This window comes from Salmonella sp. SAL-020, from assembly GCF_017372215.1.
Lineage (GTDB): Bacteria > Pseudomonadota > Gammaproteobacteria > Enterobacterales > Enterobacteriaceae > Salmonella > Salmonella enterica.
Genome location: NZ_CP071690.1, coordinates 2,849,693 through 2,875,613, shown reverse-complemented (window position 1 = coordinate 2,875,613; position 25,921 = coordinate 2,849,693). Strand labels below are relative to the sequence as shown.

General features: G+C 50.5%; 29 protein-coding genes and 1 tRNA gene. 13 read left to right on the top strand and 17 right to left on the bottom strand.

All coding sequences use genetic code 11. The features are described 5' to 3' along the window. Nucleotides 1–73: 73 nt before the first annotated feature. Nucleotides 74–2,128, top strand: coding sequence for a DNA helicase IV (helD, locus tag J1G48_RS14170; RefSeq protein WP_000420505.1), 2,055 nt, complete (start codon nt 74–76; stop codon nt 2,126–2,128). 35 nt (nt 2,129–2,163) lie between these two features. On the opposite strand, the gene mgsA is transcribed toward helD, so the two are convergent. Next, a complete protein-coding gene (mgsA, locus tag J1G48_RS14165) occupies nt 2,164–2,622 on the bottom strand; it encodes a methylglyoxal synthase (RefSeq protein ID WP_000424187.1) in 459 nt (152 codons plus the stop codon). A gap of 94 nt (nt 2,623–2,716) precedes the next feature. Then, nucleotides 2,717–3,379, bottom strand: coding sequence for a DUF2057 family protein (locus J1G48_RS14160; RefSeq protein ID WP_058662153.1), 663 nt, complete (start codon nt 3,377–3,379; stop codon nt 2,717–2,719). A 173-nt stretch (nt 3,380–3,552) separates the two neighbouring features. Here J1G48_RS14160 and J1G48_RS14155 point away from each other — a divergent pair, with 173 nt between their 5' ends. Then, nucleotides 3,553–3,966, top strand: a complete 414-nt coding sequence (locus tag J1G48_RS14155; RefSeq protein WP_001676378.1) for a CoA-binding protein — start codon at nt 3,553–3,555, stop codon at nt 3,964–3,966. A gap of 44 nt (nt 3,967–4,010) precedes the next feature. On the opposite strand, the gene hspQ is transcribed toward J1G48_RS14155, so the two are convergent. Together hspQ and rlmI are read right to left on the bottom strand one after the other, a co-directional pair. After that, nucleotides 4,011–4,328 carry a heat shock protein HspQ gene (hspQ, locus tag J1G48_RS14150; RefSeq protein ID WP_000561983.1) on the bottom strand — a complete coding sequence of 106 codons (318 nt, stop codon included), beginning with the start codon at nt 4,326–4,328 and terminating at the stop codon, nt 4,011–4,013. Between the two features lie 57 nt (nt 4,329–4,385). Continuing rightward, nucleotides 4,386–5,597, bottom strand: a complete 1,212-nt coding sequence (rlmI, locus tag J1G48_RS14145) for a 23S rRNA (cytosine(1962)-C(5))-methyltransferase RlmI (RefSeq protein WP_000140478.1) — start codon at nt 5,595–5,597, stop codon at nt 4,386–4,388. Nucleotides 5,598–5,811: 214 nt separating this feature from the next. Between rlmI and J1G48_RS14140 the strand changes: the two genes are divergently transcribed. Genes J1G48_RS14140 through yccX form a run of 3 tightly spaced genes read left to right on the top strand, consistent with a single transcriptional unit; the run spans nt 5,812 to nt 7,495 of the window. Next, complete coding sequence (locus J1G48_RS14140) at nt 5,812–6,360, top strand: YbhB/YbcL family Raf kinase inhibitor-like protein (RefSeq protein ID WP_000859416.1); 549 nt, start codon at nt 5,812–5,814, stop codon at nt 6,358–6,360. Nucleotides 6,361–6,385: 25 nt separating this feature from the next. Beyond that, nucleotides 6,386–7,165, top strand: a complete 780-nt coding sequence (locus J1G48_RS14135; protein WP_000548080.1) for an AraC family transcriptional regulator — start codon at nt 6,386–6,388, stop codon at nt 7,163–7,165. A 48-nt stretch (nt 7,166–7,213) separates the two neighbouring features. Beyond that, nucleotides 7,214–7,495, top strand: a complete 282-nt coding sequence (gene yccX, locus J1G48_RS14130) for an acylphosphatase (protein WP_000072884.1) — start codon at nt 7,214–7,216, stop codon at nt 7,493–7,495. Here the strand turns inward: yccX and tusE are convergent. Continuing rightward, on the bottom strand, nt 7,492–7,821 hold the full coding sequence (gene tusE, locus J1G48_RS14125) for a sulfurtransferase TusE (protein WP_000904449.1): 330 nt from the start codon (nt 7,819–7,821) through the stop codon (nt 7,492–7,494). The two genes, yccX and tusE, sit on opposite strands and share 4 nt — an antisense overlap. An 86-nt stretch (nt 7,822–7,907) precedes the next feature. Beyond that, nucleotides 7,908–8,567 carry an FtsH protease modulator YccA gene (gene yccA, locus J1G48_RS14120; protein WP_000374046.1) on the bottom strand — a complete coding sequence of 220 codons (660 nt, stop codon included), beginning with the start codon at nt 8,565–8,567 and terminating at the stop codon, nt 7,908–7,910. Between the two features lie 394 nt (nt 8,568–8,961). On the opposite strand from yccA, the gene J1G48_RS14115 reads away from it, so the two are divergent. Then, nucleotides 8,962–9,049 (top strand) — tRNA-Ser (locus J1G48_RS14115). Nucleotides 9,050–9,185: 136 nt separating this feature from the next. Here the strand turns inward: J1G48_RS14115 and pipA are convergent. Together pipA and pipB are read right to left on the bottom strand one after the other, a co-directional pair. Then, on the bottom strand, nt 9,186–9,866 hold the full coding sequence (pipA, locus tag J1G48_RS14110) for a type III secretion system effector protease PipA (RefSeq protein ID WP_000938186.1): 681 nt from the start codon (nt 9,864–9,866) through the stop codon (nt 9,186–9,188). 219 nt (nt 9,867–10,085) lie between these two features. Then, nucleotides 10,086–10,961, bottom strand: coding sequence for an SPI-2 type III secretion system effector PipB (gene pipB / locus J1G48_RS14105; protein ID WP_001123028.1), 876 nt, complete (start codon nt 10,959–10,961; stop codon nt 10,086–10,088). A gap of 217 nt (nt 10,962–11,178) precedes the next feature. Here pipB and J1G48_RS14100 point away from each other — a divergent pair, with 217 nt between their 5' ends. Next, on the top strand, nt 11,179–11,499 hold the full coding sequence (locus J1G48_RS14100; RefSeq protein WP_016716169.1) for a hypothetical protein: 321 nt from the start codon (nt 11,179–11,181) through the stop codon (nt 11,497–11,499). Nucleotides 11,500–11,508: 9 nt separating this feature from the next. Here the strand turns inward: J1G48_RS14100 and sigE are convergent, their stop codons facing one another. Continuing rightward, nucleotides 11,509–11,850, bottom strand: coding sequence for a type III secretion system chaperone SigE (gene sigE / locus J1G48_RS14095; RefSeq protein WP_000444724.1), 342 nt, complete (start codon nt 11,848–11,850; stop codon nt 11,509–11,511). A gap of 16 nt (nt 11,851–11,866) precedes the next feature. Further along, the gene (gene sopB / locus J1G48_RS14090; protein ID WP_001166949.1) at nt 11,867–13,552 is read right to left on the bottom strand and encodes an SPI-1 type III secretion system effector inositol phosphate phosphatase SopB; all 1,686 of its coding nucleotides are present in this window, start codon (nt 13,550–13,552) and stop codon (nt 11,867–11,869) included. Between the two features lie 331 nt (nt 13,553–13,883). Between sopB and J1G48_RS14085 the strand changes: the two genes are divergently transcribed. Further along, nucleotides 13,884–14,054 carry a YlcI/YnfO family protein gene (locus tag J1G48_RS14085; RefSeq protein ID WP_001111006.1) on the top strand — a complete coding sequence of 57 codons (171 nt, stop codon included), beginning with the start codon at nt 13,884–13,886 and terminating at the stop codon, nt 14,052–14,054. On the opposite strand, the gene J1G48_RS14080 is transcribed toward J1G48_RS14085, so the two are convergent. The 4 genes from J1G48_RS14080 to hprR all read right to left on the bottom strand — a co-directional run bounded on the left by J1G48_RS14080 (nt 14,055) and on the right by hprR (nt 17,953). Further along, entirely contained in the window at nt 14,055–14,165 is a 111-nt protein-coding gene (locus tag J1G48_RS14080; RefSeq protein WP_000174813.1) for a hypothetical protein, read from the bottom strand. It abuts the gene before it with no gap. Between the two features lie 108 nt (nt 14,166–14,273). Beyond that, entirely contained in the window at nt 14,274–15,743 is a 1,470-nt protein-coding gene (locus J1G48_RS14075; RefSeq protein WP_000760232.1) for a C69 family dipeptidase, read from the bottom strand. Nucleotides 15,744–15,915: 172 nt separating this feature from the next. After that, the gene (locus J1G48_RS14070; protein WP_000240033.1) at nt 15,916–17,280 is read right to left on the bottom strand and encodes a heavy metal sensor histidine kinase; all 1,365 of its coding nucleotides are present in this window, start codon (nt 17,278–17,280) and stop codon (nt 15,916–15,918) included. Beyond that, complete coding sequence (hprR, locus tag J1G48_RS14065) at nt 17,273–17,953, bottom strand: response regulator transcription factor HprR (protein WP_000698207.1); 681 nt, start codon at nt 17,951–17,953, stop codon at nt 17,273–17,275. The genes J1G48_RS14070 and hprR overlap by 8 nt, the downstream gene beginning before the upstream one ends. Before the next feature lie 135 nt (nt 17,954–18,088). Here hprR and hiuH point away from each other — a divergent pair, with 135 nt between their 5' ends. Continuing rightward, entirely contained in the window at nt 18,089–18,499 is a 411-nt protein-coding gene (gene hiuH / locus J1G48_RS14060) for a hydroxyisourate hydrolase (RefSeq protein WP_000820358.1), read from the top strand. A 332-nt stretch (nt 18,500–18,831) separates the two neighbouring features. Here the strand turns inward: hiuH and J1G48_RS14055 are convergent, their stop codons facing one another. The 3 genes from J1G48_RS14055 to hpaR all read right to left on the bottom strand — a co-directional run bounded on the left by J1G48_RS14055 (nt 18,832) and on the right by hpaR (nt 21,582). Beyond that, nucleotides 18,832–19,344: a 4-hydroxyphenylacetate 3-monooxygenase reductase subunit gene (locus J1G48_RS14055; protein WP_001195551.1), complete on the bottom strand. Its 513-nt coding sequence runs from the start codon at nt 19,342–19,344 to the stop codon at nt 18,832–18,834. 17 nt (nt 19,345–19,361) lie between these two features. Further along, nucleotides 19,362–20,924, bottom strand: coding sequence for a 4-hydroxyphenylacetate 3-monooxygenase, oxygenase component (gene hpaB / locus J1G48_RS14050; RefSeq protein WP_000801496.1), 1,563 nt, complete (start codon nt 20,922–20,924; stop codon nt 19,362–19,364). Between the two features lie 217 nt (nt 20,925–21,141). Continuing rightward, on the bottom strand, nt 21,142–21,582 hold the full coding sequence (hpaR, locus tag J1G48_RS14045; protein WP_000543922.1) for a homoprotocatechuate degradation operon regulator HpaR: 441 nt from the start codon (nt 21,580–21,582) through the stop codon (nt 21,142–21,144). 274 nt (nt 21,583–21,856) lie between these two features. Here hpaR and hpaG point away from each other — a divergent pair, with 274 nt between their 5' ends. Genes hpaG through J1G48_RS14025 form a run of 4 tightly spaced genes read left to right on the top strand, consistent with a single transcriptional unit; the run spans nt 21,857 to nt 25,852 of the window. Further along, nucleotides 21,857–23,146, top strand: coding sequence for a 4-hydroxyphenylacetate degradation bifunctional isomerase/decarboxylase (gene hpaG / locus J1G48_RS14040; protein WP_000679210.1), 1,290 nt, complete (start codon nt 21,857–21,859; stop codon nt 23,144–23,146). Beyond that, nucleotides 23,143–24,609 (top strand): 5-carboxymethyl-2-hydroxymuconate semialdehyde dehydrogenase, encoded by a 1,467-nt coding sequence (hpaE, locus tag J1G48_RS14035; RefSeq protein WP_000723529.1) that lies wholly within the window; start codon nt 23,143–23,145, stop codon nt 24,607–24,609. The genes hpaG and hpaE overlap by 4 nt, the downstream gene beginning before the upstream one ends. Before the next feature lies 1 nt (nt 24,610). Next, the gene (gene hpaD, locus J1G48_RS14030) at nt 24,611–25,462 is read left to right on the top strand and encodes a 3,4-dihydroxyphenylacetate 2,3-dioxygenase (RefSeq protein ID WP_000516978.1); all 852 of its coding nucleotides are present in this window, start codon (nt 24,611–24,613) and stop codon (nt 25,460–25,462) included. 9 nt (nt 25,463–25,471) lie between these two features. Continuing rightward, entirely contained in the window at nt 25,472–25,852 is a 381-nt protein-coding gene (locus tag J1G48_RS14025; RefSeq protein WP_001119850.1) for a 5-carboxymethyl-2-hydroxymuconate Delta-isomerase, read from the top strand. The last annotated feature ends 69 nt before the right edge of the window (nt 25,853–25,921 follow it).

Here is a 25,921-nt window from a genome sequence, read left to right as displayed (position 1 = left end):
TTTTTAGACTGGAGCACGTTTTCTCTGGCGGTTACACTGATAAGCACATCTTTACGTCTGGATTCGCTGAGTCATGGAACTGAAAGCAACTTCTCTTGGAAAACGTCTGGCGCAACACCCGTATGATCGTGCCGAGATCCTCAACGCTGGGGTGAAAGTGTCTGGCGACAGGCATGAATATCTTATTCCATTCAATCAGTTATTGGCGATTCACTGTAAGCGTGGGCTGGTATGGGGCGAGCTGGAGTTTGTCCTGCCGGAGGATAAAGTCGTGCGTTTGCACGGTACCGAGTGGTCGGAAACCCAGCAATTCCATCGCTATCTGGACGCGCACTGGCGTCGCTGGAGCCAGGAGATGAGTGATGTCGCCGCGCAGGCATTACAGGAGCAATGGGCGCGTATTAGTGAGCGAACGGGCGGAAACCAATGGCTTACCCGTGAACGCGTTCGGGGGCTGGAACACGAAATTCGCCAGACGTTTGCCGCCTTGCCGCTGCCGGTCTCACGTCTGGAGGAGTTTGCTCACTGTCGCGAGATATGGCGTAAGTGTCTGGCATGGTTACAGGATAGCGAGGGAAGTCGGCAGCAGCATAATCAGGCGTATGCTGATGCCATGCTGGAAGCGCATGCCGACTTTTTTACGCAGATAGAATCCTCTCCGCTTAATCCTTCCCAGGCCAGGGCGGTGGTTAACGGCGAATCATCGTTACTGGTACTGGCGGGCGCGGGAAGCGGTAAGACCTCGGTGCTGGTGGCGCGCGCGGGTTGGCTGTTGGCGCGCGGACAAGCCGATGCGGGGCAAATTCTTTTACTGGCGTTTGGTCGCAAGGCGGCAGAAGAGATGGATGAGCGTATCCGCGAGCGCTTACATACGGAAGAGATTACTGCCCGTACGTTCCATTCGCTGGCGCTGTATATTATTCAGCAAGGCAGTAAAAAAGCGCCGGTTGTCAGTAAGCTGGAAAGTGACGCCACCGCGCGGCATCAGCTATTTCTGCGCACCTGGCGTCAGCAGTGTAGCGAGAAAAAAGCGCAGGCCAAAGGCTGGCGTCAGTGGCTGGAAGAGGAGATGCAGTGGGTAGTGCCGGAAGGTAATTTCTGGGACGATGAGACATTGCAGCGGCGTCTGGCCCCTCGCCTGGATCGTTGGGTCAGTTTGATGCGTATGCACGGCGGCGCGCAGGCAGAAATGATCGCTGGCGCGCCAGAGGAGTGCCGCGAGCTGTTTGGCAAACGCATTAAGCTGATGGCGCCGCTGCTAAAGGCCTGGAAAAGCGCGTTGAAAGCGGAAAATGCCGTTGATTTCTCCGGGCTGATCCATCAGGCAATGGTGATCCTCGAAAAAGGGCGTTTTATCAGCCCGTGGAAGCATATTCTGGTCGATGAATTTCAGGATATTTCCCCGCAACGGGCGGCGCTGTTAGAGGCGCTGCGCAAGCAGAATAGCCAGACTACGCTGTTTGCCGTTGGCGATGACTGGCAGGCGATTTACCGTTTTAGCGGGGCGCAGCTCTCCTTAACGACGGCGTTTCATCAGACGTTCGGCGAGGGCGAGCATTGCCACCTGGACACCACGTACCGCTTTAACAGTCGGATTGGCGATATTGCCAATCGCTTTGTACAGCAGAATCCGCACCAGCTTAAAAAACCGTTAAATAGTCTGACCCCAGGCGATAAAAAAGCGGTGACGTTATTGGATGAAAGCCAGTTGGACGCGTTACTGGATAAATTATCCGGCTATGCGAAGGAAGATGAACGTATCCTGGTGCTGGCGCGCTATCACCATCTGAAACCCGCGAGTCTACAAAAAGCGGCGACTCGCTGGCCGAAGTTACAGATAGACTTCATGACTATCCATGCCAGCAAAGGCCAACAGGCCGATTACGTGATTCTTGTCGGATTGCAGGAGGGTAACGACGGTTTCCCCGCCCCGGCGCGAGAATCCATTATGGAAAGTGCGCTTCTTCCTCAGGTTGAGGATTTTCCGGACGCTGAAGAGCGGCGTTTGTTATATGTGGCGTTGACGCGCGCGCGTGCGCGGGTCTGGCTGCTTTTTAATAAAGATAATCCCTCGCGCTTTGTGGAGGCGCTTAAACAGCTGGATGTGCCGGTGGCGAGGAAGCCCTAAAGCGCGGGCGGTACAGCATCCCGCCCGCGTAGCGGTTATTTCAGGCGCTCGGCCAGATAACGCGCATAATCCGGAATAAGAATATCTACAGCGTCATTAAAATGCGGGGACTGGATGATAAAGTCCGCCGTTGAGACGTTAGTGGCGACAGGGATATTCCATACGGTGGCCAGACGCAGTAGCGCTTTGACATCGGGGTCGTGCGGTACCGCGTTAAGCGGGTCCCAGAAGAAAATCAACACGTCGATTTTCCCTTCTGAAATGAGTGCGCCAACCTGCTGGTCGCCGCCCATCGGGCCGCTCAGCATCGCATTAACGTCCATACCGGTTGCGCGCTGGATCAGATTCCCCGTGGTGCCGGTTGCATAAAGAACGTGTTTTTCCAGCAACGGCTGATGGCGTTCCACCCAGTTCATTAACATCTGTTTGCAGTGGTCGTGAGCAACCAACGCGATATGTTTGCGCGTCGGCAAGGTGCGAGTCGTCAGTTCCATAATTCGATTCCGTAGTTAACCTGTCTACAGATTACTGGAAGCGCTTGATGCTGCAAGAGAAAGAGAAAAAAATTGCGCGCTGGGACAACTCATATCAAGAGGGCGGCTGTTTTTCCGCCCATTGCAGAAAATGATGGCGTGTCTGCGGGTCGGCCAGTCGGAACCAATATTTCAGCCGCTGTTCTGTCAGAGTTTGTGATTGCGGCGGTACGGTATCAAGCTCTGAGACGTCGGAAAGTAATGTGCTGTCGTCTGCCATCATCGTGGCGAACTGAGGAAGCGAGGCGCGTTTCGCCGATTTATTATAACGCTCGGTCTCTATTTCATAATCGACCACTTTAGCCGTAGAAGTAATGGCCAGAATATCGAGTTTTACCGGAATGGGCATGGCGTCGCCGTCCAAAAGCGCCAGACGCGGCGCCGCGTTAAAATGCGAGGCTTCGCGCTCGTTTTCCAGCCGCGGGAGCTGGAAATTGACCTGACTTATCAGTTGGGTATCGAAACTTATCACCAGCGGCGGAGAAATATAAAGCCGCTCTTCATTACCGGGCAGGCGGATGGTTTTTTCCACCCGGAAAACGAGTTGATGCGGCCCGTTTTCCAGTTCAATGCTCTCTGCGCCGCGTAATAAAGAGCTGGACACCTTTTTGCCGTCCAGCACCAGCAGATCAATCTCATTAGACAAACGGAGCGTTGTGGCAAAAACAGTCACCGGCAAACAGAGAGCAAGGAAGGTGGCTAGCGCGCCGGTTTTCATAAGGTTCTCCTGTCCAAAGGCCGTCTGGCTAATAATGTATCGAAATTTTTCTTAGATCATGTTTACTAACATATAGACATATTTTGGCGTTTTGCTCTCATACATCGGTATGGGATGAATGGTTGCTATGTCAGGTTTGTCGTACACTTTGCAAAACAGCCAGGAGAAAGATGATGAAAGAGACCGATATTGCTGATGTTTTGACGTCCACTCGCACTATCGCGCTGGTAGGTGCGAGCGATAAACCCGATCGTCCAAGTTATCGGGTAATGAAATACCTGCTTGAACAGGGCTACCATGTGATTCCGGTTGCGCCAAAAGTCGCGGGTAAGACATTGCTGGGGCAACAGGGGTATGACACGCTGGCGGACATTCCCGAAAAAGTCGATATGGTGGATGTTTTTCGCAACTCTGAAGCTGCATGGGGCGTCGCGCAGGAAGCTATCGCCATCGGCGCAAAAACGCTATGGCTACAGCTTGGCGTGATCAACGAACAGGCGGCGGTGCTGGCGCGGGATGCAGGCATGACCGTGGTGATGGATCGCTGCCCGGCGATTGAGATCCCTCGCCTGGGGCTGGCGAAATAAAAGTTTAAATGGCCGGATATCGCTCTCCGGCCTTTTACATACAATCAGTTACGTAGTCGCGGCGCCTGAAGCTGCTTGCGAATGGTACGCGCCAGTTCATCCATCGATGGCTGTTCTGGATGCTCGTCCCGCATTTCGCTTCGCAACTGGGCCTCGGCCAGATAAGTATGCACTGGCTGACCATCATCATCTTCCATTACCACGTGGTACCACGGAGCGGCGCGAAGTTCGTCGTTAACCGCCAGTTCATCAGGCGACGGCTCATCAAGCGAATATTCCGGGTCGATATCGACGACCACTCCGAGGTAACCTAACAGGGAATGGCGGACCTGTTGGCCGATACCGAATTTGCTGGCTATCATAGTCACCTCCCGGGAAATAGATACCCTTTATATGAGGATACTATTCCACTTTTCAAGTTACATGACGCGACAGGCAAACCCTTTCAGATACAGCCCTTCCGGGTAGGTGGCGATCACCGGGTGATCGGCGGCCTGACGGAACTGCTCTATAAATTGTACATCACGACCGGCATCTATTGCGGCATCGGCAATGATTTTCTGAAATAAATCGCTGGTCATCAGTCCGGAGCAAGAGAATGTCAGCAGTATGCCGCCCGGATTGAGCAGTTGAATCGCTAACATGTTAATGTCTTTATAGCCCCGGCAGGCGCCCATTAACTGGCTTTTATTTTCAACGAATTTGGGCGGGTCCATGATGATGACGTCGAATTTTTCGCCGTGTTCACGGTAAGCGCGCAGCAACTTAAACACGTCGTCGCGCACGAATTCGGCTTTGCTCAAGTCCAGTTGGTTCAGTTCAACGTTTTGCCTGGCGATATCCAGCGCATCCTGTGAGGTATCCACGCTGACAACCTGGCGACAACCGCCCATTAACGCCGACACGGCAAAACCGCCGGTATAAGAGAAGCAGTTCAGTACCCGCTGATTTTCCACGTAGCGGCGCGTCGCCAGACGACTGTCGCGCTGATCAAGATAATAACCGGTTTTGTGGCCGCCCTGGATATCGACCAGCAATTTCATACCGTGTTCTTCAATTGGCAAAAGCGCAGGCGGCAGTTCGCCAGTGACCGGACCTTGCGTCAGCGCCATCCCTTCTTTTTTCCGCACGGCGACGTCGCTGCGATCGTAAATAGCGCAATCCGGATCGCATGTTTGCAGCGCACTAATTAATGCGGCGCGTTGATATTCGGCCCCGGCGCTGAGCAGTTGCAGCACCAAAAAATGACCAAAACGATCGATAGTGACGCCAGGCAGGCCATCGGACTCACCGGCGATCAGACGATAGCTATCCAGGCCGTCTTTTTTCGCCAGCCAGTCGCGCCACTGCTGCGCCTGGCGCAGGCGGCGGGTGAAAAACGCAATATCAATGGATTCTGCTTTATCAAATGTCCAGACGCGCGCGCGGATCTGGGAGGCTGGTGACCAGGCGCCGCGTGCTAACCACTTTCCCTGATGGTCGACGATATCGATAGTTTCACCGAGGTTGGCTTTGCCTTCCAGACGGGATACGGCGCCGGAAAAGACCCATGGGTGGCGGCGGAGTAAAGATTTTTCTCGCCCTTTGCTGAGGACTAAACGGGGATATTGCGGAAATGTAGATTCAGTCATGCGGAGTAACCTCTCACAAACAGTGACGCGGGCCGGATGATAGTTCCAGCCTGGGACCGTGAAAACGAAATGGCGCGTAGGGTAGCACAGATGAGAGGGGCAATCACCAGCGTATGGTGGTGAGCGTTTCTGCACAAAATAGAATCGTAAAGGCACAGTTTCTTCAGCGGACGCTTTTTATAGTGTTATTTCTTTACATGAAGAAGGAAATACAATGAAAACAGTCTTCTCTTTGACCGCAGCCGCAATGATGGCATTGAGTGGCGGCGTATCTGCCGCGTCGGCGTTTAGCCTCAGTAGCGCGGATATTCCGGCGGATTTTCGTTTAACGCAACAGCACGTCTTTAAAGGATTTGGTTGTAGCGGAGAAAATATTTCGCCGCAGCTGAGCTGGCGCAATCCGCCTGCCGGAACCAAAAGCTACGCTATTACCGTCTTCGATCCTGATGCGCCCACCGGAAGCGGCTGGTGGCACTGGACGATGGTGAATATTCCTGCGCAGATTCACGACCTGCCGACGGGGGCTGATAAAAAAACGTTACCCGCTGGAGTGGTGCAGGGACGGAATGATTTCGGTTATGCTGGTTTTGGCGGCGCCTGTCCGCCGCCGGGCGATAAGCCTCATCGCTATCAGTTTACTGTGTGGGCGCTGAATACGGCAACACTGCCGCTCGACAGTGAGTCGAGTGGCGCGTTGGTAGGGTTTATGCTTAACGCGCATGTGATTGCGAAAGCAAAATTCACGGCCACATACGGAAGATAAAACAGAGGACGGCACGGTGCAGGAGATGCATATTCGACATCAGGATCTTACGACGGCAGAGGTGCGTTCCAGTCATCTGCACCGTTTGCATCGTGTTACGCTTTTTTCCGCCGCTATCTGCCATATTACGCAGGGCAGTAAAGTCATCATTCAGGATGATAGCCGCCTTGTCGCCGGGCCGGGCGAGTTGATTATTATTCCGGCGAACACGCCGCTGGAGATTATTAATCAGCCTGCGCAGAACGGTTTTCGCTCCGACCTGTTGTTACTTTCACCGGAGATTATTGCTCGCTTTAAAACGATGTACGTTCAGGATTATCCACCGGCAAACCTGACATCGCTGTGTACCCCGATGAGCCGTAGCCTGACATTTATGTGGGAGAACGTGTTGGATGCTGTGCGCCAGGGCTTACCTGTCGGGCTACAGGAACATCAGGCGATGGGGTTACTGTTAGCGCTTTTGCATGATGGCGCGGCGGGACCGCTGCTTATTGAACGGCGTTACACCCTCACGGAGCAGGTGCGGCAACTGATTATGCTCTCACCTGCTAAGCTATGGACAGCCCAGGAGATAGCCCGCCGTCTTGCTATGGGAACATCGACGCTGCGTCGGCGTTTGCAGCGCGAATCGCAGAGTTATCGGCAAATTATTGAAGAGGTACGCATGTCCTGCGCGCTTTCTCAACTGCAATCGACGACGCTGCCGATCGGCGAAATAGCGCTACGGTGCGGCTACCTGTCGGGGTCGCGATTTACGGCCAGATTCCGCCAACATTATGGGTGTCTGCCTAGTCAGGTACGTTAAGTATGTCCTGTATGCGTCTTCACCGTTGATTATGAAAGGAGAACCATCATGTCGAACGTCTGCATTATCGCCTGGGTTTATGGTCGCGTTCAGGGCGTCGGGTTTCGCTATACCACGCAGCATGAGGCGCAGCGGCTGGGGTTAACCGGCTATGCGAAGAATATGGATGACGGAAGCGTAGAAGTGGTGGCCTGTGGCGACGCGGCGCAGGTAGAAAAGCTCATCAAGTGGCTGAAAGAGGGCGGGCCGCGCTCTGCTCGTGTGGACAAAATCCTCACTGAACCGCACAGCCCTCGCGAGACGTTAACAGGCTTCAGTATTCGGTATTAGATACATTTTACCGGCTTGGGCAGACCGGCGATTTTGGTCGCTTGCTTTGCCGGGCCTTTCGGGAACAGACGATACAGATAGCGGCTGTTGCCTTTTTCTTCGCCGAACTTATTCGCCATCGCTTTTACCAGCATTCGGATGGCGGGAGAGGTATTAAACTCCAGGTAAAATTCGCGCACGAAGCGCACGACTTCCCAGTGTTCCGCAGAGAGCTCAATGCCTTCATTGGCGGCGATAGCGACTGCCAGCGTTTCACTCCACTGCGTCGTCTCTTTCAGATAGCCTTCGCTATCAGTACTGATTTCTTTACCTTCAAAGATCAACATAACGTTTCACTGCGTAATCAACACGGACGGCAGTGTAGCAAAAAATAAAGCCCTGCATAAGCAGGGCTGGAAGAGGGGAATGTCGATTAGTCGCGGCTGGCGAAGCCCAGAATGCTGAGCAGGCTGACAAAGATGTTGTACAGCGAAACGTACAGACTGACGGTCGCACGAATATAGTTGGTTTCACCGCCGTGAATGATGTTACTGGTTTCATACAGGATAGCGCCCGAGGAAATCAGGATAAACACCGCGCTAATCGCCAAGTGCAATGCAGGCAGTTGCAGGAAAATATTCGCCACCATACCAATCAGCACGACGACGATCCCGGCCATTAACATACCGCCCAGGAAAGACATATCCTTACGGGTGGTCAGAACGTAAGCGGAGCAGCAGAAAAATACTAACGCGGTACCACCCAGCGCCAGGCCAATGACATCGCCCATGCCTGCTGACAGATAGGCGTTAAGAATCGGGCCCAGGATATACCCGAGGAAGCCGGTAAACGCAAAAGCAGACAGGATACCGACCGGCTTATTGGCGGTTTTATAGGTCAGGAACATCAGCCCATACATACCGACCAGCGTCAGAATCAGGCCGGGGGAGGGCAGCATCAGTACCGTACTGGCTGTCGCGGTAATTGCGGAGAAAGCCAGCGTCAGGCTCAACAGAAAATAGGTGTTGCGCAGTACTTTGTGCGTACTCAGTAGCGAGCTACGATCACGCGATGATGTAATGATACGATCCATTAGTCACTCTCTTATGACAGATGTAATTAATAAAGGAGAATAATAAAAACAGTCACTGTCACCCAGTGGTTTTACCCATCTTTACGCATTCGTTTACGTTTAGTTTCCTTTAGAGATTTCAGGTGATTACCGTCGTTAAAACGGTCTGCTCATGCCTGGCGCTACGCCATAAAACAGGCGGCTGCGCCAGCCACGCGTTACCGATAAAAAATTGATAATCACAGCGGTAAAACAGTGGGGACGATCAACACGTATTAAGCCCGTTTTTGTGTTGAAGAAATGGTCAATGTGCCGCTATTTCAGGCAATTAACGAAAATTTGCCTGTTTTTCACGCAAACGAACACATTCGGTCTTTACATGACGCACCGGGATGTTTATAGTGCGCCTCATTCCGGAAGTGTGGCCGAGCGGTTGAAGGCACCGGTCTTGAAAACCGGCGACCCGAAAGGGTTCCAGAGTTCGAATCTCTGCGCTTCCGCCAGATTAAACAAGGGGTTACCGAAAGGTAACCCCTTTGTTTTTTGGGTGCTTAGAATATAGTTAGAAAATACTGCTAGAACATTTCCCGAAAAAACGGACTACGTGGGTTTTTAGTTTCTTTTCGTTTCCTGATGTGTCTATTTATTGAAGATGTAGACCATTCTGGGAGGTGAAGGATGCCCCATCTCTTTCAGAATAATGTTGGTATATTCGACAACAGGGCCTCTTGGATGATTTTCTTCTTTATCCTGAAGATGGGTCAGTGCATGTACAACTTCATGAATAAATGAACGTTTTGTGTCAAAAAGTTGTCTTCCTTCGTTACTTTCATAATGTTCGGTATATGAATCATCAGAATCGTCCAGATTGAGACAAATAACTTTCCTGCCTTCTGAAAGTTTGAAGTGTTCCTGAGCCACGGTAGTTTCAAAGGCTTCGCCTGCCCCCAGTAGCCAGCGCTGCTCCACATCATGTAGTTCTTTTTCATATGCGTAACTCATCAGTCTGCGGAATGTTTCGCTTTGGGTATACGCATTTTGAAGTACGGAGGATAGTTCATCGTAGCATTCGTCATAAGTGTCGTCATCAATTTCTGTATCAGGGTCTATTCCACCCGCGCCTGAGATAAGGTATTCCACCACACACTCTGGCTCCAGACGGAATTCACTGTTTATGGCAAGGCTGTCATGAGCAAGGCGTAGCCGTGAGGGGTTTGGTGCATGTTCGGGAATATCGGGGAAAACAGGTGTATCTGCGGTATTTAATCCATATGTGGATACTCCGCTTTGAGGTATTAATCTGTAGGTGACCGGAAGCATAACTTCTTATTTCCTGACTACAATTATGAATTATTTAAATTAAACAATAATAGTGTTTTTAGTTAATGTGCCACATACAGATAACGCTATGATTCAGACAAAGTCAACAAGTAATACGCTGAAAATGTTATTTATAATGAAACTTAGGAGCGGGGTTATTTAATAAAACAAGGGGCTTCTGTTTGAATACTTCTTGTTTATAAAATCCCTTTATCTCGACTAAAATATCGGATGGGGGAAAAGAGTTCTATCATTGTAATCCGGGAGTGGAGTAGGGGTATGTTGACTACCTGTCAGATCGGCTCCTGTTAATGATTTCGCTAAAGTTAGAGCTATCTTATCTAATTTCGCACCATTTAGTTTGGTGTCAGTTAAGTCTGAGCCGAATAGAATTGCAGCGGTTAAGTTTACACCGGACATGTTAGCGCAAGTCAGGTTTGCGTGAGTCAGGTTTGCTTTAGTCATGTTTGAACCCATTAGATTTACAGCGTGTAGATTTGCACAACACAAATTTGCACCGACTAAATTTACATTAGATAGAGTTGTTTCACGGAAATCTGCATCAGAAGCATCTATGTCTGACAAATCTTCCCCCTGGAAATCTTTATGAGCCAGATTTACTCCGCGCAGGTTCAGAAAACCATCCTCGGTTATAAGTGAATCAGGCTGTTGTATATTATGTTTACTCATCAGCTTTAACATTCGGCATACATTCCAAAATCTCTCACTATCAACTTTATCCGTTACAGTTTTTCCATTTTTGTTCACTTCAATAATGACCATGGGAGCCGTATTTTCGGATGCTGCTCCACATGACAGACATATAGTACACCCGTTGACATCCTCCAGAAATATTTTATTACCATCGAAGAAAGCATCTTTATTTACATATAATAATGATGTGGTCAGTTTTCCAATTACCTCCTGAAAGCATCTTTCATTGCTTCTTCTTACTCCACCACAGGTAAAAAAATTGACAAACCATTCCAGTATACCGCGTGGTGAAGTTGCACTTTTCATTGCTTCTTTCGTACCGGTACCGGCCGCATGCAAATATCTTAATATATTTTCTGGGGACGCGTTAGTTATTGGCATTTTGATTCCTTCTTATGGAAGTGAGTCGATTCCTTATAGGTGTGAGTCAAGTCACATTTATACAAGAAATAATAAAAAAAGATATAAGGTGATTTTTGTATTTAGAGCTTTGGTTGAGTATGAGTAGGTGTCTGGCATCTGACAAGAGGCGATGATATCTGCCATAACGGTGAAGCAGAAGTAATATCACCCGTGAATAATAAGATTATCCTTGCTATTGACTTCCTTCATTTCCAGCATAGCTTACGCTTCATCATCATTGAATAAACAATTAAGTTTGTTGAGCGAAAATTTACCTAAAGAAAAAATAATAAGCTTTAATATTTTTTGCAGCATTTCAACTTATAGCAGAATAAATGTGCGTAGATGGCGTAAAAACCTGATGAGCAGGAATACTTACACACTAAAAATGCTCCCGCAAACAGAGCAAAATGAGAGAGATGAACGTTTGCCCCTTACATTTCCACCAAAGATTCTGGTCTTGTCTCTTGTAAAGGGCATACGTATCGCGTTTTATCTCATTAAGAAAGTATGTTGACGTATTAAATTATGCATAATGCTCTTTCAATTGCTTCACGTTTGAAATGAATAATTCAAAACCAGTGAGCGCCTCTTCTTCGGTACTGGTTTGTGGCAAGCGATAAAGCGCCACTAAAGCAGTATTGTCTGCGTCAGCGCCGATAGTGACGGCGCTGGTGTAGTTCAGACGTAAAAAATGCTGCAAAGTCAGGATGTCGTCAGGCAATGGCATAAAGGGACAGCACATTTCCAGTGTATGATCGGATTCATTAAAATAAACCTGTATCCCATCATCAATGATAAGCAGTGGCTCATCTTCTGGCGCATCCAGGCCTAACGCGTCATATAAACGATTTAATAGACTTTCCATATAGTTACCTCAAGACTCAAGATGTGATTAATGAAGAAATGCCTTTTACTGACTGCCAAATATTTTCATCCCCAACTCGTTTTTGATAGGAAAGATTGAGCACCTCTGGCGATAAATTTTTCATTACTTTGTTTCCCGCCCCGCCCGTATTTTGTTTCTGAATCTCCAGGTTACCGCTATTCAGTAATACTTTTTGGAAAATTTTCTGTCCACCGCTATCCGGAAGACTACCAGGCGCACTTAACATATGGGTCTGATGTAAAGAAATGTGCTCTCGCTTGATTTCTGAATCCATCATTCCTGTACGATCTTTGCCGCTTTTACAATTCCAGGCGGGTACCGCGTCAATTTCATGGGCTAACATGGCAAGGCGTTGTGCGAGTTTATAGGGTTCGCCGCCATCTTTATGATGTTGGTTATTTTTCCATATATCCTTAATCTGGCGCGCTAATGTATTGACGACCTCATAATTATCCGGGTATTGCGCCAGCCATTCGCCAACCCAGCCACCTGGTCTGGCTTCAGGGCGTAAATCATTGCCTAATAACTGATGTAGCGCCTCGGCATTATAGCTATCCGATGCCTTAAGGCCAAAGCCGAGCTTGAGCGCCAGCTCATTAACACCCACATTAAATGCGGCGACGTCCGGTTTTATTTTTACCGTCTGTAGATCGCCATCTTTATTGCGGATTTTTAAATGAATCATTTTTCCCGGCTGGGTCAACGATTGCCATGCGCGCATTTGGTCCTCGACCATCGTTCCCTCTTTGCCGAAAATATTCGACGCGGTGAGTAACCCGACGGATACCAGTTTCAGGCTTACCGCCTCGCCCGCTAAGGCTTTGTTAAGCAACTCAGGTTTACTAAAAAGTGCCGCAGTTAATACTTCTTTGGCTTTGTTTTCAGCGCCGACGTGACGCAGAAGCGGATCTTTTTCATGATAGGGGGAAAGCACGCCATGACGTATCCCGCAAAAAAGCGTTTTATCTTTACCGTCCTCATGCACACTCACCGTGGACATCCACAAATTATTGGCGTGATGAATATTCTTGGTATCCCAACTGCATACGCCCTTTCCCTCATAAGCACTGGGAAAGATATCTTTTGCGCCGATTTTCATCTCTGCTGCAGGGAGCTGCGTGTTGGTATAGTGATGCCCGTTATGCGTGAGTGTATTTTTTATGGTTTGCCAGGGCTGGTTATTAAGCTGCTTGACCTGAGCATCTCTAAACGCTACTGCCGCAAAGCGATGAGCTTCTTTTGCAGGTAAGCCATCCTGCTGCTGAGTGCGTGCTGCAATAAGTTCGATAAGATTTTTCTTCAATGCTTTTGCCGCGGCTTCTTCTTGTTTTGTTGCTGGCCGGTCCGCTTTAACTTTGGCTAACTCCATTTGGTTTGCCATTGACGTTAGAACCGGGTCTTGTTTACCCAGAACGGTTGCCGCGACGGTAAGAAGATCGCGCTGTAAGTTATAGAGGTTATGCAGCGAGTGGTTAGACGTCTTCTGATGCTGTAGATAATTCCCCCATGTCGCGCCAGGTTCTCGCAGGACAATAATTTCCGGGCGAGCGTCGGGCGCTTTAGCCGGCGCTTTGCCCTGGCCTGAGAGAATCTGCATTCCGTTGTATAAGGTTTTTTGTAGGCTTTTAAAAGCCTCCTGGGTTTTTAGTGAAGCTGAGTGATAGAAGCTCTGTATTTGCATAGCGTTTTTAATATTCCTGAATAGGGGAGTGGGAACATTCAATAGGGTTAACAACCCTTTAAAAGGATGTGACTTTTATGCACCAGGAACTTTAAAAAAATGTCCTTTTTAATGAGGAAACGCTTCTGATCAGGCGGGGAGGCATCCTGACGTCCATACGTAGTGGCGATCATGGGGGAGATCGGTACATCAAATGTTCATAAAATCTACAAACTTCACAATTTATGGCACAACTTTTATTGAAAACCCACCTTCTTGACTCAGATCAAATTCACCGATTTACTCCTGCGTAAAGTAACGGCGTTACATCAAATGTTATACAGGTGTGTGTATGCCAGCAAAGCCCCGGACAAGTAAGACCGTGACGAAGAATATTCGTTTTTCCTATTCCATGCTTGAACAGATAGAATTCGCGTTGAAATCTGAAAAGACGCGGAATTTTTCAGCATGGGTAAAAGAGGCCTGTCGGGAAAAGTTATGTAACACGGGACATAAGCTGTAGTTATCGTCTTATGTAAGAGGGGGCGGCCATTTTGAAAAGAACAACGTGCTTATATACCTCCTGGGTTTTTGCCGCTTTTGTCTCTCTGCTGATATTTGCCTGGAGTGTCATAAACTATCCTCTCTATGAATCCATAATAATTATTGTCTTTTATATCTGGCTAATTCTGGTACCGCTTTATCTTATTGTGTATGAGTGGCTAATAGATTGTCATTAAATTTATGGTTGCGTACTTGAAAAGTGATATTTCATATCTGTACGGTAAGTCATTGTCGTAATAATATTATTGGTCAGGCGACGGGCGAGCGTCTGCGCATTTTGCATCGTTTTATCTTCAAAATTTTGCAGTAAGCGTTGCGCTTCTTTCGGATGCGACGCATATAATCTCAGATAGCTCTGCTCCATCTTATACTGCTGCTTAGCTGTTTGCTGTTCAAATGTTTTCCAGGCGTGTTGCACATCTGGCGCAAACGCATTGTAGTCCTGCATAACCAGCGTTTGCAGCGTGCGGAATGTCCAGTAGGTAGAGTCGTTGCTCGCCCGATCGGTTCCTTTATCATCTCCGGGTTGATAATGACGCATCCCCTGATAATAGGGGAGATAGACGCTAAGAGATGGCATTCCATAGGCGATGTATTCTACGTTGCCGATAGCCTGCGGTAATTTCGGTCTGACCTGTAAAATATGCGACTCCTGGGTACGAAAAACGGATATGGGTCGCCATGGTTCTTGTGGATTATGACTGGCATAAGGGTCGTGCGACGTTCCCTGATAGTGATTTCGTAACGCGTTTTTTACTGCCGCCACGCTAATTTTTGTTATTGGTGTTAAAAAAACAGGAAATGTTTCCCCTTCGCTAACGGCCGTATCCAGATGCGGATTAAACTGGTGTTGTAGCGTCCAGACGCGCGGATAATTATAGGTGGTATCGTTTTTGTTATCCTGCGAATAGGCTTGATGAAAGTCGAATTCGCCGCGGGCCGGATCATATAATCCCTGCTTTTTCGCAAAGCTTACTAACGTTGGTGACGCCATATAATTCGCGTTATCATTCGGATCGTAATGGCGTAAACGTCCCTGATTGGCGGAAACGAAATAGCTATCTGCCGGAAGTCGTACTGCCAGCCATTGATGACCGCTTCCCGTCTCCAGATACCATATCTCTTTGCTATCAATAAACGCGACGCCGAAACCTTCGCCAGCGCCTTTTTGTTCAATAATGTCTCCCAGTAATTTGGCGCCCTGACGCGCCGATTGCGCCACTGGCAGGATCACGGACTCAATGGCGTCTTCCGTGATTCCTGTTTTTGTCACGTAAGGATCGGCAGCCAGCGCCGCTCTGCCGTTATAAATGGTTTCCGTTGCGCTCATTCCGACGCCCGCCGAATTGAAACCGGCTTCACCCATGGCGTTATCGTTAGTATCAAAGTCATGAATCGCCGTATAGCGCATCGCTGTCTCCGGAAGCGGCCAGCTAAAATTGTTGCGATGTGCTTTATACTCGCCTTGTTGATGAAACGCGACGGGATGAATAACCTTATGCTTGGCGTTATTTGCCGAGCCATCTTCGTTGCGCGCGATAATGAAGGAGCCGTCAGCCGAAGCCTGATTGCCTACCAAAAGGGTAGTACAGGCGATGACTTTACCCATACCCAGCAGCGTAACGGCGAATGCAAGATACTTTTTCATAAAGGTTCCCACTGAATAACGCGTTATGGGATGAATTGACCCTGGATTGGAAACCGAGAAAGTGATCGAGCCAGCAATATTCTTTGCCGGCATCCTTTATTTTCTCTTTATTGAGGTTGTATTGATAACCACAGCCCTGTGGCAGGGAAGGGGAACAGAACCTGTACTGACCTTAGCTATCACCGCTATCGGGCAGACGAACCGAAAAGATATTATGTTCATCGGCATAGCGGTAAGATGCCGAACCACCGTGTAATAGAGCAATCGCGTTAACTAACGATAACCCCAGGCCGAAACCGGCAGTGTGGCGGGCATTATCTCCTCGCCAAAAACGCCGGAAAAGCTTATCCGCATCGGCTGGGTGGCTGCCCGGATTAGCGACCCGAATTTCTGCAACGTTATCATCATAAGCGCTTTCAATACGTATCACGGCGTTTTCATCAGAATAACGGATGGCATTCGTCAGCAGGTTTGAGAGCACTCTTTGTAATAATATTTCGTCAGCCCATACCGTTCCCTGACATTGATTTATAAAACAGATGCGCTTCTCCTCGGCAAGGGGGCTAAGATAATCCAGCATATTTTCGACCAGCGCATTGAGCGAAACAGGCTGTTTTTTTACCGCTATATTCTGGTGCTCCGCGCGTGCCAGAAAGAGAATATTTTCTGTCAGTCGCGACAGTCCCTCCAGCTCTTCAATATTATCGACAAGGGCTTGTTGATACTCTTCGGCGCTGCGTTCCTGACTCAGCATCACCTGATTCTTCCCCAGTAAAATATTAACCGGCGTGCGCAGCTCATGCGCCAGATCGTCGGCAAATTGGTTCAGGCGTTCAAAATCGTCGGAAAGCTTCTGGCGCATGGTATTTAGCGCTTGTCCAAGCGGCCTGAGCTCAACGGGTAACGCCTGTTCCGCCAACGGCTGGCGAAGTGTGCCGCTATCTGTCGCCGCGGTGAGTCGGCTGAGCGACGTAATGGCCCGCAGCCCGTTTCTGATGACTAATGGACTGAGCGCCGAACAGACGAGGATCGCGATAAGGCTCATCAGCAAACTGTTGCGGCGATATTGCGTCAGCATTTGCCGCCTTTCCGTCGCCAGCCTGGCAATAGTAAGGGTCAGCGGGTCATCGCCGCTTCTGGCGTTTACTCGTACCGCGGTAAGTTCCGTGCCTTGTACCGCCTGGCGAAATAAGGTTTCGCGGGTGATGTTTTTAGCCAGCGGAATCTCGTTAAAGCGTTGGTCGGGGATGCCGCTATGATTAATCGCAACATTGTGGCCTGTTGCTGAATGGATCAATAAGATATCCTGCTTCGTATCCACCATCCGATTGAAATAGAGCGGCAGATTTTCCGGCCTGGCGCCATCCAGTAACAGTTGCTGCATTTGCGCCGCCCGATTTATTAGCGTCATATCATCACGATACGTTAATTCTTTGCTCAGCGCGTTATAGAGCGTCCAGCTAATGCCGGTACAGGCGAGGATAAGGATGGCGATAAAAGAAATTGTCAGGCGCAGCGTCATTGATAACTTAACCATTCTGCGACGTTTCCGCCTGTAATCGATAACCCATCCCCCGGACGGTCATAATGAGCTTCTTTTCAAATGGATCGTCTACTTTGGCGCGCAGCCGACGAATCGCGACATCAACGGTGTTGGTTTCACTATCAAAGTTAATTCCCCAAACTTCGCTGGCGATCGCGGTTCGGGGCACGATTTCTCCTGCCCGGGACGCCAGTAACCAGAGGAGCAGGAATTCTTTGCGGGTCAGGGAAATCGGTTTGCCATTTCGTGACACCGATTGCTTTGTGGCATCCATGTCCAGACCATTGATCGTCAGTCGGGTAAAGACAGGGACATGCTGTCTGAGTTGAGCTCTCACCCGGGCCAGCAGTTCGGCGAAGGAAAAAGGCTTAACAAGGTAATCATTAGCGCCCGCCTCAAGACCTTTGACGCGATCCTCAACCGAGTCGCGCGCCGTCAGGCAAATAACAGGGGACTGATGCGCAGTGCGTAACGCGCGTAAAACCTGCCATCCATCAAGCCCCGGCAGCATAATATCAAGAATAATCAATGAATAATGTTCCTGAAGGGCCAGGTGTAATCCGTCTCGTCCATCACAGGCATAATCAACCACATAGCCTGCTTCCGTGAGTCCCTGACGTACCCACTCAATGGTTTTCTGGTTATCTTCAATCAATAAAATCTTCATCAACGCAGTATGCCATAGGCTTGTTAGCGAATCCGTAAATCTCCAACAAGATGACATAATTGTCATGTCCGTGTAAGGTTAATCCTGGACGCGCCAGATATATTTTCCTGCATCAATACCGTAAAGGAGTGAAGCATGAAACGACATATACTGGCTACCGTGATAGCATCTCTTGTTGCAGCCCCGGCAATGGCGCTGGCCGCTGGCAACAATATTCTCAGCGTACATATTCTCGATCAGCAAACAGGCAAACCGGCGCCCGGCGTGGAGGTGGTACTGGAGCAGAAAAAGGATAACGGATGGACGCAATTAAACACCGGGCATACCGACCAGGATGGACGTATTAAAGCACTGTGGCCCGAAAAAGCTGCCGCGCCGGGGGATTATCGCGTTATTTTTAAAACCGGCCAGTATTTTGAAAGTAAAAAACTGGATACGTTTTTCCCGGAGATTCCCGTCGAGTTTCATATCAGCAAAACGAATGAGCACTATCATGTGCCGCTGTTATTAAGTCAGTATGGTTATTCAACCTATCGCGGGAGCTAATTTAGAGCCTATCCCATTAGGGCTATTTTACTTGCCATTTTGGACCTGGGCAGTGCTCGCCAAAACGCGTTAGCGTTTTGAACGCCGCTAGCGGCGGCCCGAAGGGCGAGCGTAGCGAGTCAAACCTCACGTACTACGTGTACGCTCCGGTTTTTGCGCGCTGTCCGTGTCCAAACTGGCTGCGCCAATAACACCTGGTGGGATAGGCTCTTAGATTGTATTAATCGCCGCGATTTATGGCGAGCAAACATCGCGGCGGGAATAAAAATCTTCAGCGTATCGACTCTTCTCCCACAAGCGGTGGTTATCCCGCTTGTGGGCATGAGTGACGGTTAAACAGGCGCTTCCATCTCAAGTCTGACCGGATGAAAACGGCGTTTGAAATAAATCAGGCCATGCCCATCCTGGCTAAGAATAATATTTTTGATCGCCACCAGATACACCAGATGCGTGCCAATGGTTTGTACCTCGCTGATCTCGCCTTCAAGACCGGCCAGCGCGCCGTTAAGTACCGGCTGGCCCAGCGGCCCGTTTTGCCAACATGGCTGGTGAAAACGCTCTTCCATCGCCATCCCCGTCATACCGGCAAAGTGGCGCGCCATCAGCTCCTGCTCATGGTTAAGTACATTAATGCACAGCTTGCCGTTGCCCTGAAAGACGGGGTTCATGGCGCTATTGGCATTAATACATACCATCACGGAGGGCGGCGTATCGGTGACGGAACAGACCGCTGTTGCGGTGATACCGCAGCGTCCGGCGTGACCCGCCGTGGTTACGATGTTGACCGCTGCCGCCAGACTTGCCATCGCATCGCGAAAACGCAGACGTTGTTCATCTACTTGCATGAGAACCTCCTGCCGCGTTATTTCAGCAGCTTATCCAGTTGATTGATGTCGTCGTTATTGTGCAAATGCGAAACCGTCCAGCCATTCTGATCGTATTCGGAGAGGCAGCGATCAACCATTGCCATCATCTTATCCATATTGCCGGAGCTCTGGGCCTGACGCAGGCACTGCAGACGAATTTCATCCTGGCTGCCCGAGTAGTTAATCTCGTACAGCTCATGGCGACCGCCAAACTCGCTGCCGATGGCATCCCACATCAATTTAAGAATTTTGATACGTTCAACATGGTCCATTCCGTTAGAGCCGCGTACGTATTTCGCCAGGTACTGGTCGATTTGCGGATTATTCAGATCGCGGGCGCTGGAAGGCAGGTAAATCAGGCCGCTGGTAACGTTACGTTCAATAATATTTTTAATTTTCGCGTAGGCCATTGGGGCCATGACACGATAGGTTTGCAGCGCGGCGTGGTCCGGTAGCCAGGCGCCGTTTACCCACGGGGTTGCTTCAGAACACATAGAATCGCTCAATGCCCAGAACATATTGCGCCACGCCACGACTTCTCCGAGATCGGCCTGCACGCCCCGGAACTCTACGGTACCCGTACATTCGAGCGATTTTTTCAGCAGCGCGGTAATGAAATCAAGTTTAACCGCCAGACGAACACAGGCTTGCAGTGGATACATACGGGCAAAGCCGCCTTCCATCGTCCAGCGACGGCAACGATCGAAATCACGGTAAATCAACACGTTTTCCCACGGGATCAACACCTTGTCCATCACCAGAATGGCATCGTTTTCATCAAAGCGGCTGGAGAGTGGATAATCAAACGGCGAGCCCGTCGCGCCCGCGACCATTTCATACGAGGCGCGCGAAATAAGTTTTACGCCTTCGGCATCCATTGGCGCGACAAACATCAGAGCGAAATCCGGGTTTTCGCCCATCACCTGGGCTGAGCCGAAACCAATCATGTTGTAGTGAGTCAGGGCGGAGTTAGTGGCGACGACTTTCGCCCCGCTGACAATAATCCCGGCGTCCGTCTCTTTCTCCAGCTTGATATAGACGTCTTTCACTTCGTCGGCAGGTTTGTGGCGGTCAATGGGCGGGTTGACGATTGCATGGTTAAAGTACAGGCCGGTCTCCTGAATACGGGTGTACCAGTTGCGGGCGTTCTGCTCAAACTGGCCGTAGAAGGCTGGGTTAGCGCCCAGGGCGCAACCAAAGGCGGCTTTGTAATCCGGTGTGCGTCCCATCCAGCCGTAACTCAGGCGTGACCACTCGGCGATAGCATCACGCTGTTGGCGCAGATCGTCTGCGCTTTTCGCAACGCGGAAAAATTTATGCGTATAACCGCCGCTGCCGGTATCGGTATTCCAGCATAGGGTATCTTGCATCGACGGTTTATGTAATGCGTCATACAGTTGTGCGACAGAGGCTGCGGCATTGCGGAATGCCGGATGTGTCGTAACATCTTTAACGCGTTCGCCGTAAATATAAATTTCCCGCCCGTCCTGCAGGCTTTTTAAATACTCTTCGCCCGTTAACGGACGCTTGTTATCAGTACGAAAATCTTCAGGTTTCATTGCGGCCTCTTCCTCATTAATCGGAATGTTTTGTTAATAATATGTTTCTTATTTGTTGTTTAATTGAATAGGCAGAAGCGTAAACTGTGAAGAGACTTTCAGGACAACGGCGGGTACTTTTCAGATGAACGTCGAAGAAGAAGAGTAAAATGCGATCGCCGTCAACGTTGTAAGCGGGAGGGGATTCCCGTGTCGGCGGCGTGGGAAGGTAAGAATACTATGCTTCCGCTTCGCTATCAGGATGCTGGCGTCCCAGGGCAATAAGATCGTCCAGCAGCAGCATCAATTGCTGTGTTTTTTCGGGCGTGAAATCGGCCTCAATTTTTCGATAAGCCTCTTCTACCTGGCTTCGGGCACGGGCGTACAACGTTTGTCCCTGCTCCGTCAACATGACATATAACTTACGCTGATCGTTAACCGGCTTGAGTCGCAACACCAGTCCGTCTCGCTCCATGCGCGTCAATATTCCGGTCAGACTTGGACGCAAAATGCAGGTACGAAAGGCCAGCTCGTGAAAATCCATAGAGGGGCTATCGGCCAGGATTCGCACAATGCGCCATTGCTGGTCGGTCAGATTGTGGCTTTTAACGATGGGGCGGAAATAGGTCATTGCCGCTTCGCGCGCCTGAAGCAAGGCGATGGTTAATGAATCATGCATAAGCGTTTCTCTTTTGCAGAATTATTAATACCTGAATAATCGTGTTTACCGATGTGAGCTATGACATCTGTTTTATGTCCAAAGTTTAACAGAAACAAGGGGTTTTATTTAACTCTTTGATATGTATGCATTTAATAATAAATTTGTGAAAATATTGTTAATCACATCACAAATACTTTACTTCAGCTTGCTAAATGTACAGCGAAAGCATAAATCTAATCATTAATATATTAATGAAATCACAGCCCGTTGAATCGGCCTGAGGAGTTTATGTATGAAGGGTACTGTTTTCGCCGTTGCGTTAAACCATCGCAGTCAGCTTGATGCCTGGCAAGAGGCTTTCTCTCAGCCTCCCTATAATGCGCCGCCTAAAACCGCAGTGTGGTTCATCAAACCGCGTAATACGGTGATTCGTCACGGCGAACCCATTCCTTATCCGCAGGGAGAAAAGGTACTGAGCGGCGCGACAGTGGCGCTCATTGTGGGGAAAACCGCCAGCCGGATACGCCCTGAAGCGGCGGCGGACTATATCGCCGGGTATGCGCTGGCTAACGAGGTCAGCCTGCCGGAAGAGAGCTTTTATCGCCCGGCGATTAAAGCGAAATGTCGCGATGGCTTTTGCCCGCTGGGTGAAATGGCACCGCTGAGTGATGTGGATAACCTCACCATTATCACGGAAATCAACGGACGAGAAGCGGACCACTGGAATACTGCCGATTTACAGCGTAGCGCCGCACAACTACTTAGCGCGTTAAGTGAGTTCGCTACGCTTAACCCTGGCGATGCGATCTTACTCGGTACGCCGCAGAATCGCGTTGCGCTGCGTCCCGGCGATCGGGTGCGTATTCTGGCGAAAGGTTTACCCGCGCTGGAAAATCCGGTTGTCGCAGAAGATGAATTCGCCCGCCACCAGACGTTTACGTGGCCGCTGTCAGCGACGGGTACGTTATTTGCGCTGGGGTTGAACTACGCCGATCACGCCAGCGAGCTGGCATTTACGCCGCCGAAAGAGCCGCTGGTATTTATCAAAGCGCCAAACACCTTTACCGAACATCACCAAACGTCGGTGCGCCCGAACAACGTCGAATATATGCACTACGAAGCCGAGTTGGTCGTGGTGATTGGCAAAACGGCGCGTAAGGTGAGCGAAGCCGAAGCCATGGAGTATGTGGCCGGTTACACCGTCTGTAACGACTACGCGATCCGCGACTATCTGGAAAACTACTACCGTCCGAATCTGCGGGTAAAAAGCCGCGACGGCCTGACGCCGATAGGCCCGTGGATTGTGGATAAAGAGGCGGTTTCTGATCCGCACAACTTGACGTTACGCACCTTTGTTAACGGTGAGCTGCGCCAGGAAGGGACGACCGCCGATCTGATCTTCAGCATCCCGTTCCTGATTTCTTATCTGAGCGAATTTATGACGTTGCAACCGGGCGACATGATTGCCACCGGTACGCCGAAAGGGCTTTCCGATGTGGTGCCGGGGGATGAAGTTGTCGTGGAAGTAGAAGGCGTGGGCCGCCTGGTTAACCGAATCGTCAGTGAGGAGAGCGCAAAATGAAGAAAATAAATCATTGGATTAACGGCAAAAACGTTGCAGGTAATGACTACTTCCAGACCACTAACCCGGCGACCGGTGACGTGCTGGCGGAAGTAGCCTCCGGCGGTGAAGCAGAAGTGAACCAGGCTGTCGCGGCGGCAAAAGAGGCGTTCCCGAAATGGGCCAACCTACCGATGAAAGAGCGCGCGCGCCTGATGCGCCGCCTTGGCGACCTGATTGACCAGAACGTACCGGAAATCGCGGCGATGGAAACCGCCGACACCGGTCTGCCTATTCACCAGACTAAAAACGTGCTGATCCCGCGCGCCTCGCATAACTTCGAATTCTTCGCCGAAGTGTGCCAGCAGATGAACGGCAAGACCTATCCGGTTGACGATAAAATGCTCAATTATACGCTGGTGCAGCCCGTCGGCGTCTGCGCGCTGGTGTCGCCGTGGAACGTGCCGTTTATGACCGCGACCTGGAAAGTCGCGCCGTGCCTGGCGCTGGGCAACACCGCGGTGCTCAAAATGTCCGAGCTGTCGCCGTTGACTGCCGACAGGTTGGGCGAGTTGGCGCTGGAGGCAGGAATTCCGGCAGGCGTGCTGAACGTGGTGCAGGGCTACGGCGCGACGGCGGGCGATGCGCTGGTACGCCACCATGACGTGCGTGCGGTGTCGTTTACCGGCGGTACCGCCACCGGTCGCAATATCATGAAAAATGCCGGCCTGAAAAAATACTCGATGGAGCTGGGCGGCAAATCGCCGGTGCTGATTTTTGAAGATGCCGACATTGAGCGCGCGCTGGACGCCGCGCTGTTCACCATCTTCTCGATCAACGGCGAACGCTGCACCGCCGGGTCGCGCATCTTTATCCAGCAGAGCATTTACCCTGAGTTCGTGAAGCGCTTTGCCGAACGCGCGAATCGCCTGCGTGTCGGCGATCCGACCGACCCGAACACTCAGGTCGGCGCGCTGATTAGCCAACAGCACTGGGAAAAAGTCTCTGGCTATATTCGCCTCGGCATTGAAGAGGGCGCAACGCTGCTGGCGGGCGGTGCGGAAAAACCCACTGACCTGCCTGCGCATCTGAAAGGCGGTAACTTCCTGCGCCCAACCGTGCTGGCCGATGTCGACAACCGTATGCGCGTCGCGCAGGAAGAGATCTTTGGGCCCGTTGCCTGTCTGCTGCCATTCAAAGACGAAGCGGAAGGGTTACGCCTGGCGAACGACGTCGAATACGGTCTGGCCTCTTATATCTGGACCCAGGACGTGAGCAAAGTATTGCGCCTGGCGCGTGGGATTGAAGCCGGCATGGTCTTCGTCAACACCCAGAACGTCCGCGACCTGCGCCAGCCGTTCGGCGGCGTGAAAGCCTCCGGTACCGGGCGCGAAGGCGGCGAATATAGCTTCGAAGTGTTTGCGGAAATGAAAAACGTCTGCATCTCAATGGGCGACCATCCTATCCCAAAATGGGGAGTTTGATATGGGCAAGTTAGCGTTAGCAGCAAAAATTACCCACGTGCCGTCGATGTATCTTTCTGAACTGCCGGGAAAAAATCACGGTTGTCGTCAGGCAGCCATTGATGGGCATATTGAAATTGGCAAGCGTTGCCGCGAAATGGGCGTTGACACCATTATCGTATTCGACACCCACTGGCTGGTGAATAGCGCTTACCACATTAATTGTGCCGACCATTTCCAGGGCGTCTATACCAGCAACGAATTGCCACACTTTATTCGCGACATGACCTATGACTATGACGGCAATCCGGAGCTCGGCCACCTGATCGCCGACGAGGCAGTCAAACTGGGCGTGCGCGCTAAAGCGCATAACATCCCGAGCCTGAAGCTGGAGTATGGCACGCTGGTACCGATGCGCTACATGAACAGCGACAAGCACTTCAAAGTGGTCTCCATCTCGGCGTTCTGCACTGTGCATGATTTTGCCGACAGCCGCAGACTGGGCGAAGCCATTCTCAAGGCGATTGAGAAATATGACGGTACCGTAGCGGTATTCGCCAGTGGTTCTCTGTCGCACCGTTTTATTGACGACCAACGGGCGGAAGAGGGGATGAACAGCTACACCCGCGAGTTCGATCATCAAATGGACGAGCGTGTGGTCAAGCTGTGGCGCGAAGGAAAATTCAAGGAGTTTTGCACCATGTTGCCGGAGTACGCCGACTACTGCTACGGCGAAGGCAACATGCACGACACGGTCATGCTGCTGGGAATGCTGGGTTGGGACAAATACGACGGCAAGGTGGAGTTCATCACCGACCTGTTCGCCAGCTCCGGTACCGGCCAGGTAAACGCTGTTTTCCCGCTGCCTGCGTAAGGGGTGTTTATGCCGCACTTTATTGCTGAATGTACTGAAAATATTCGCGAGCAGGCTGATTTACCCGGCCTGTTCAGCAAGGTAAACGAGGCGCTGGCCGCCAGCGGGATTTTCCCCATCGGCGGTATCCGCAGTCGCGCCCACTGGCTGGATACCTGGCAGATGGCTGACGGTAAGCATGATTATGCGTTTGTGCATATGACGCTGAAAATCGGTACCGGGCGCAGCCTGGAGAGCCGTCAGGAAGTCGGCGAAATGCTGTTTGGGCTGATTAAAGCCCACTTCGCCGACCTGATGGAGAACCGCTATCTGGCGCTGTCGTTTGAGATTGCCGAGCTACATCCGACGCTCAATTACAAACAAAACAACGTACACGCGTTATTTAAATAGCACACTCTTTCGCCCGGTGGCGCTGCGCTGACCGGGCCTACAAAAAAACGATGCACGAAGCAATACCGA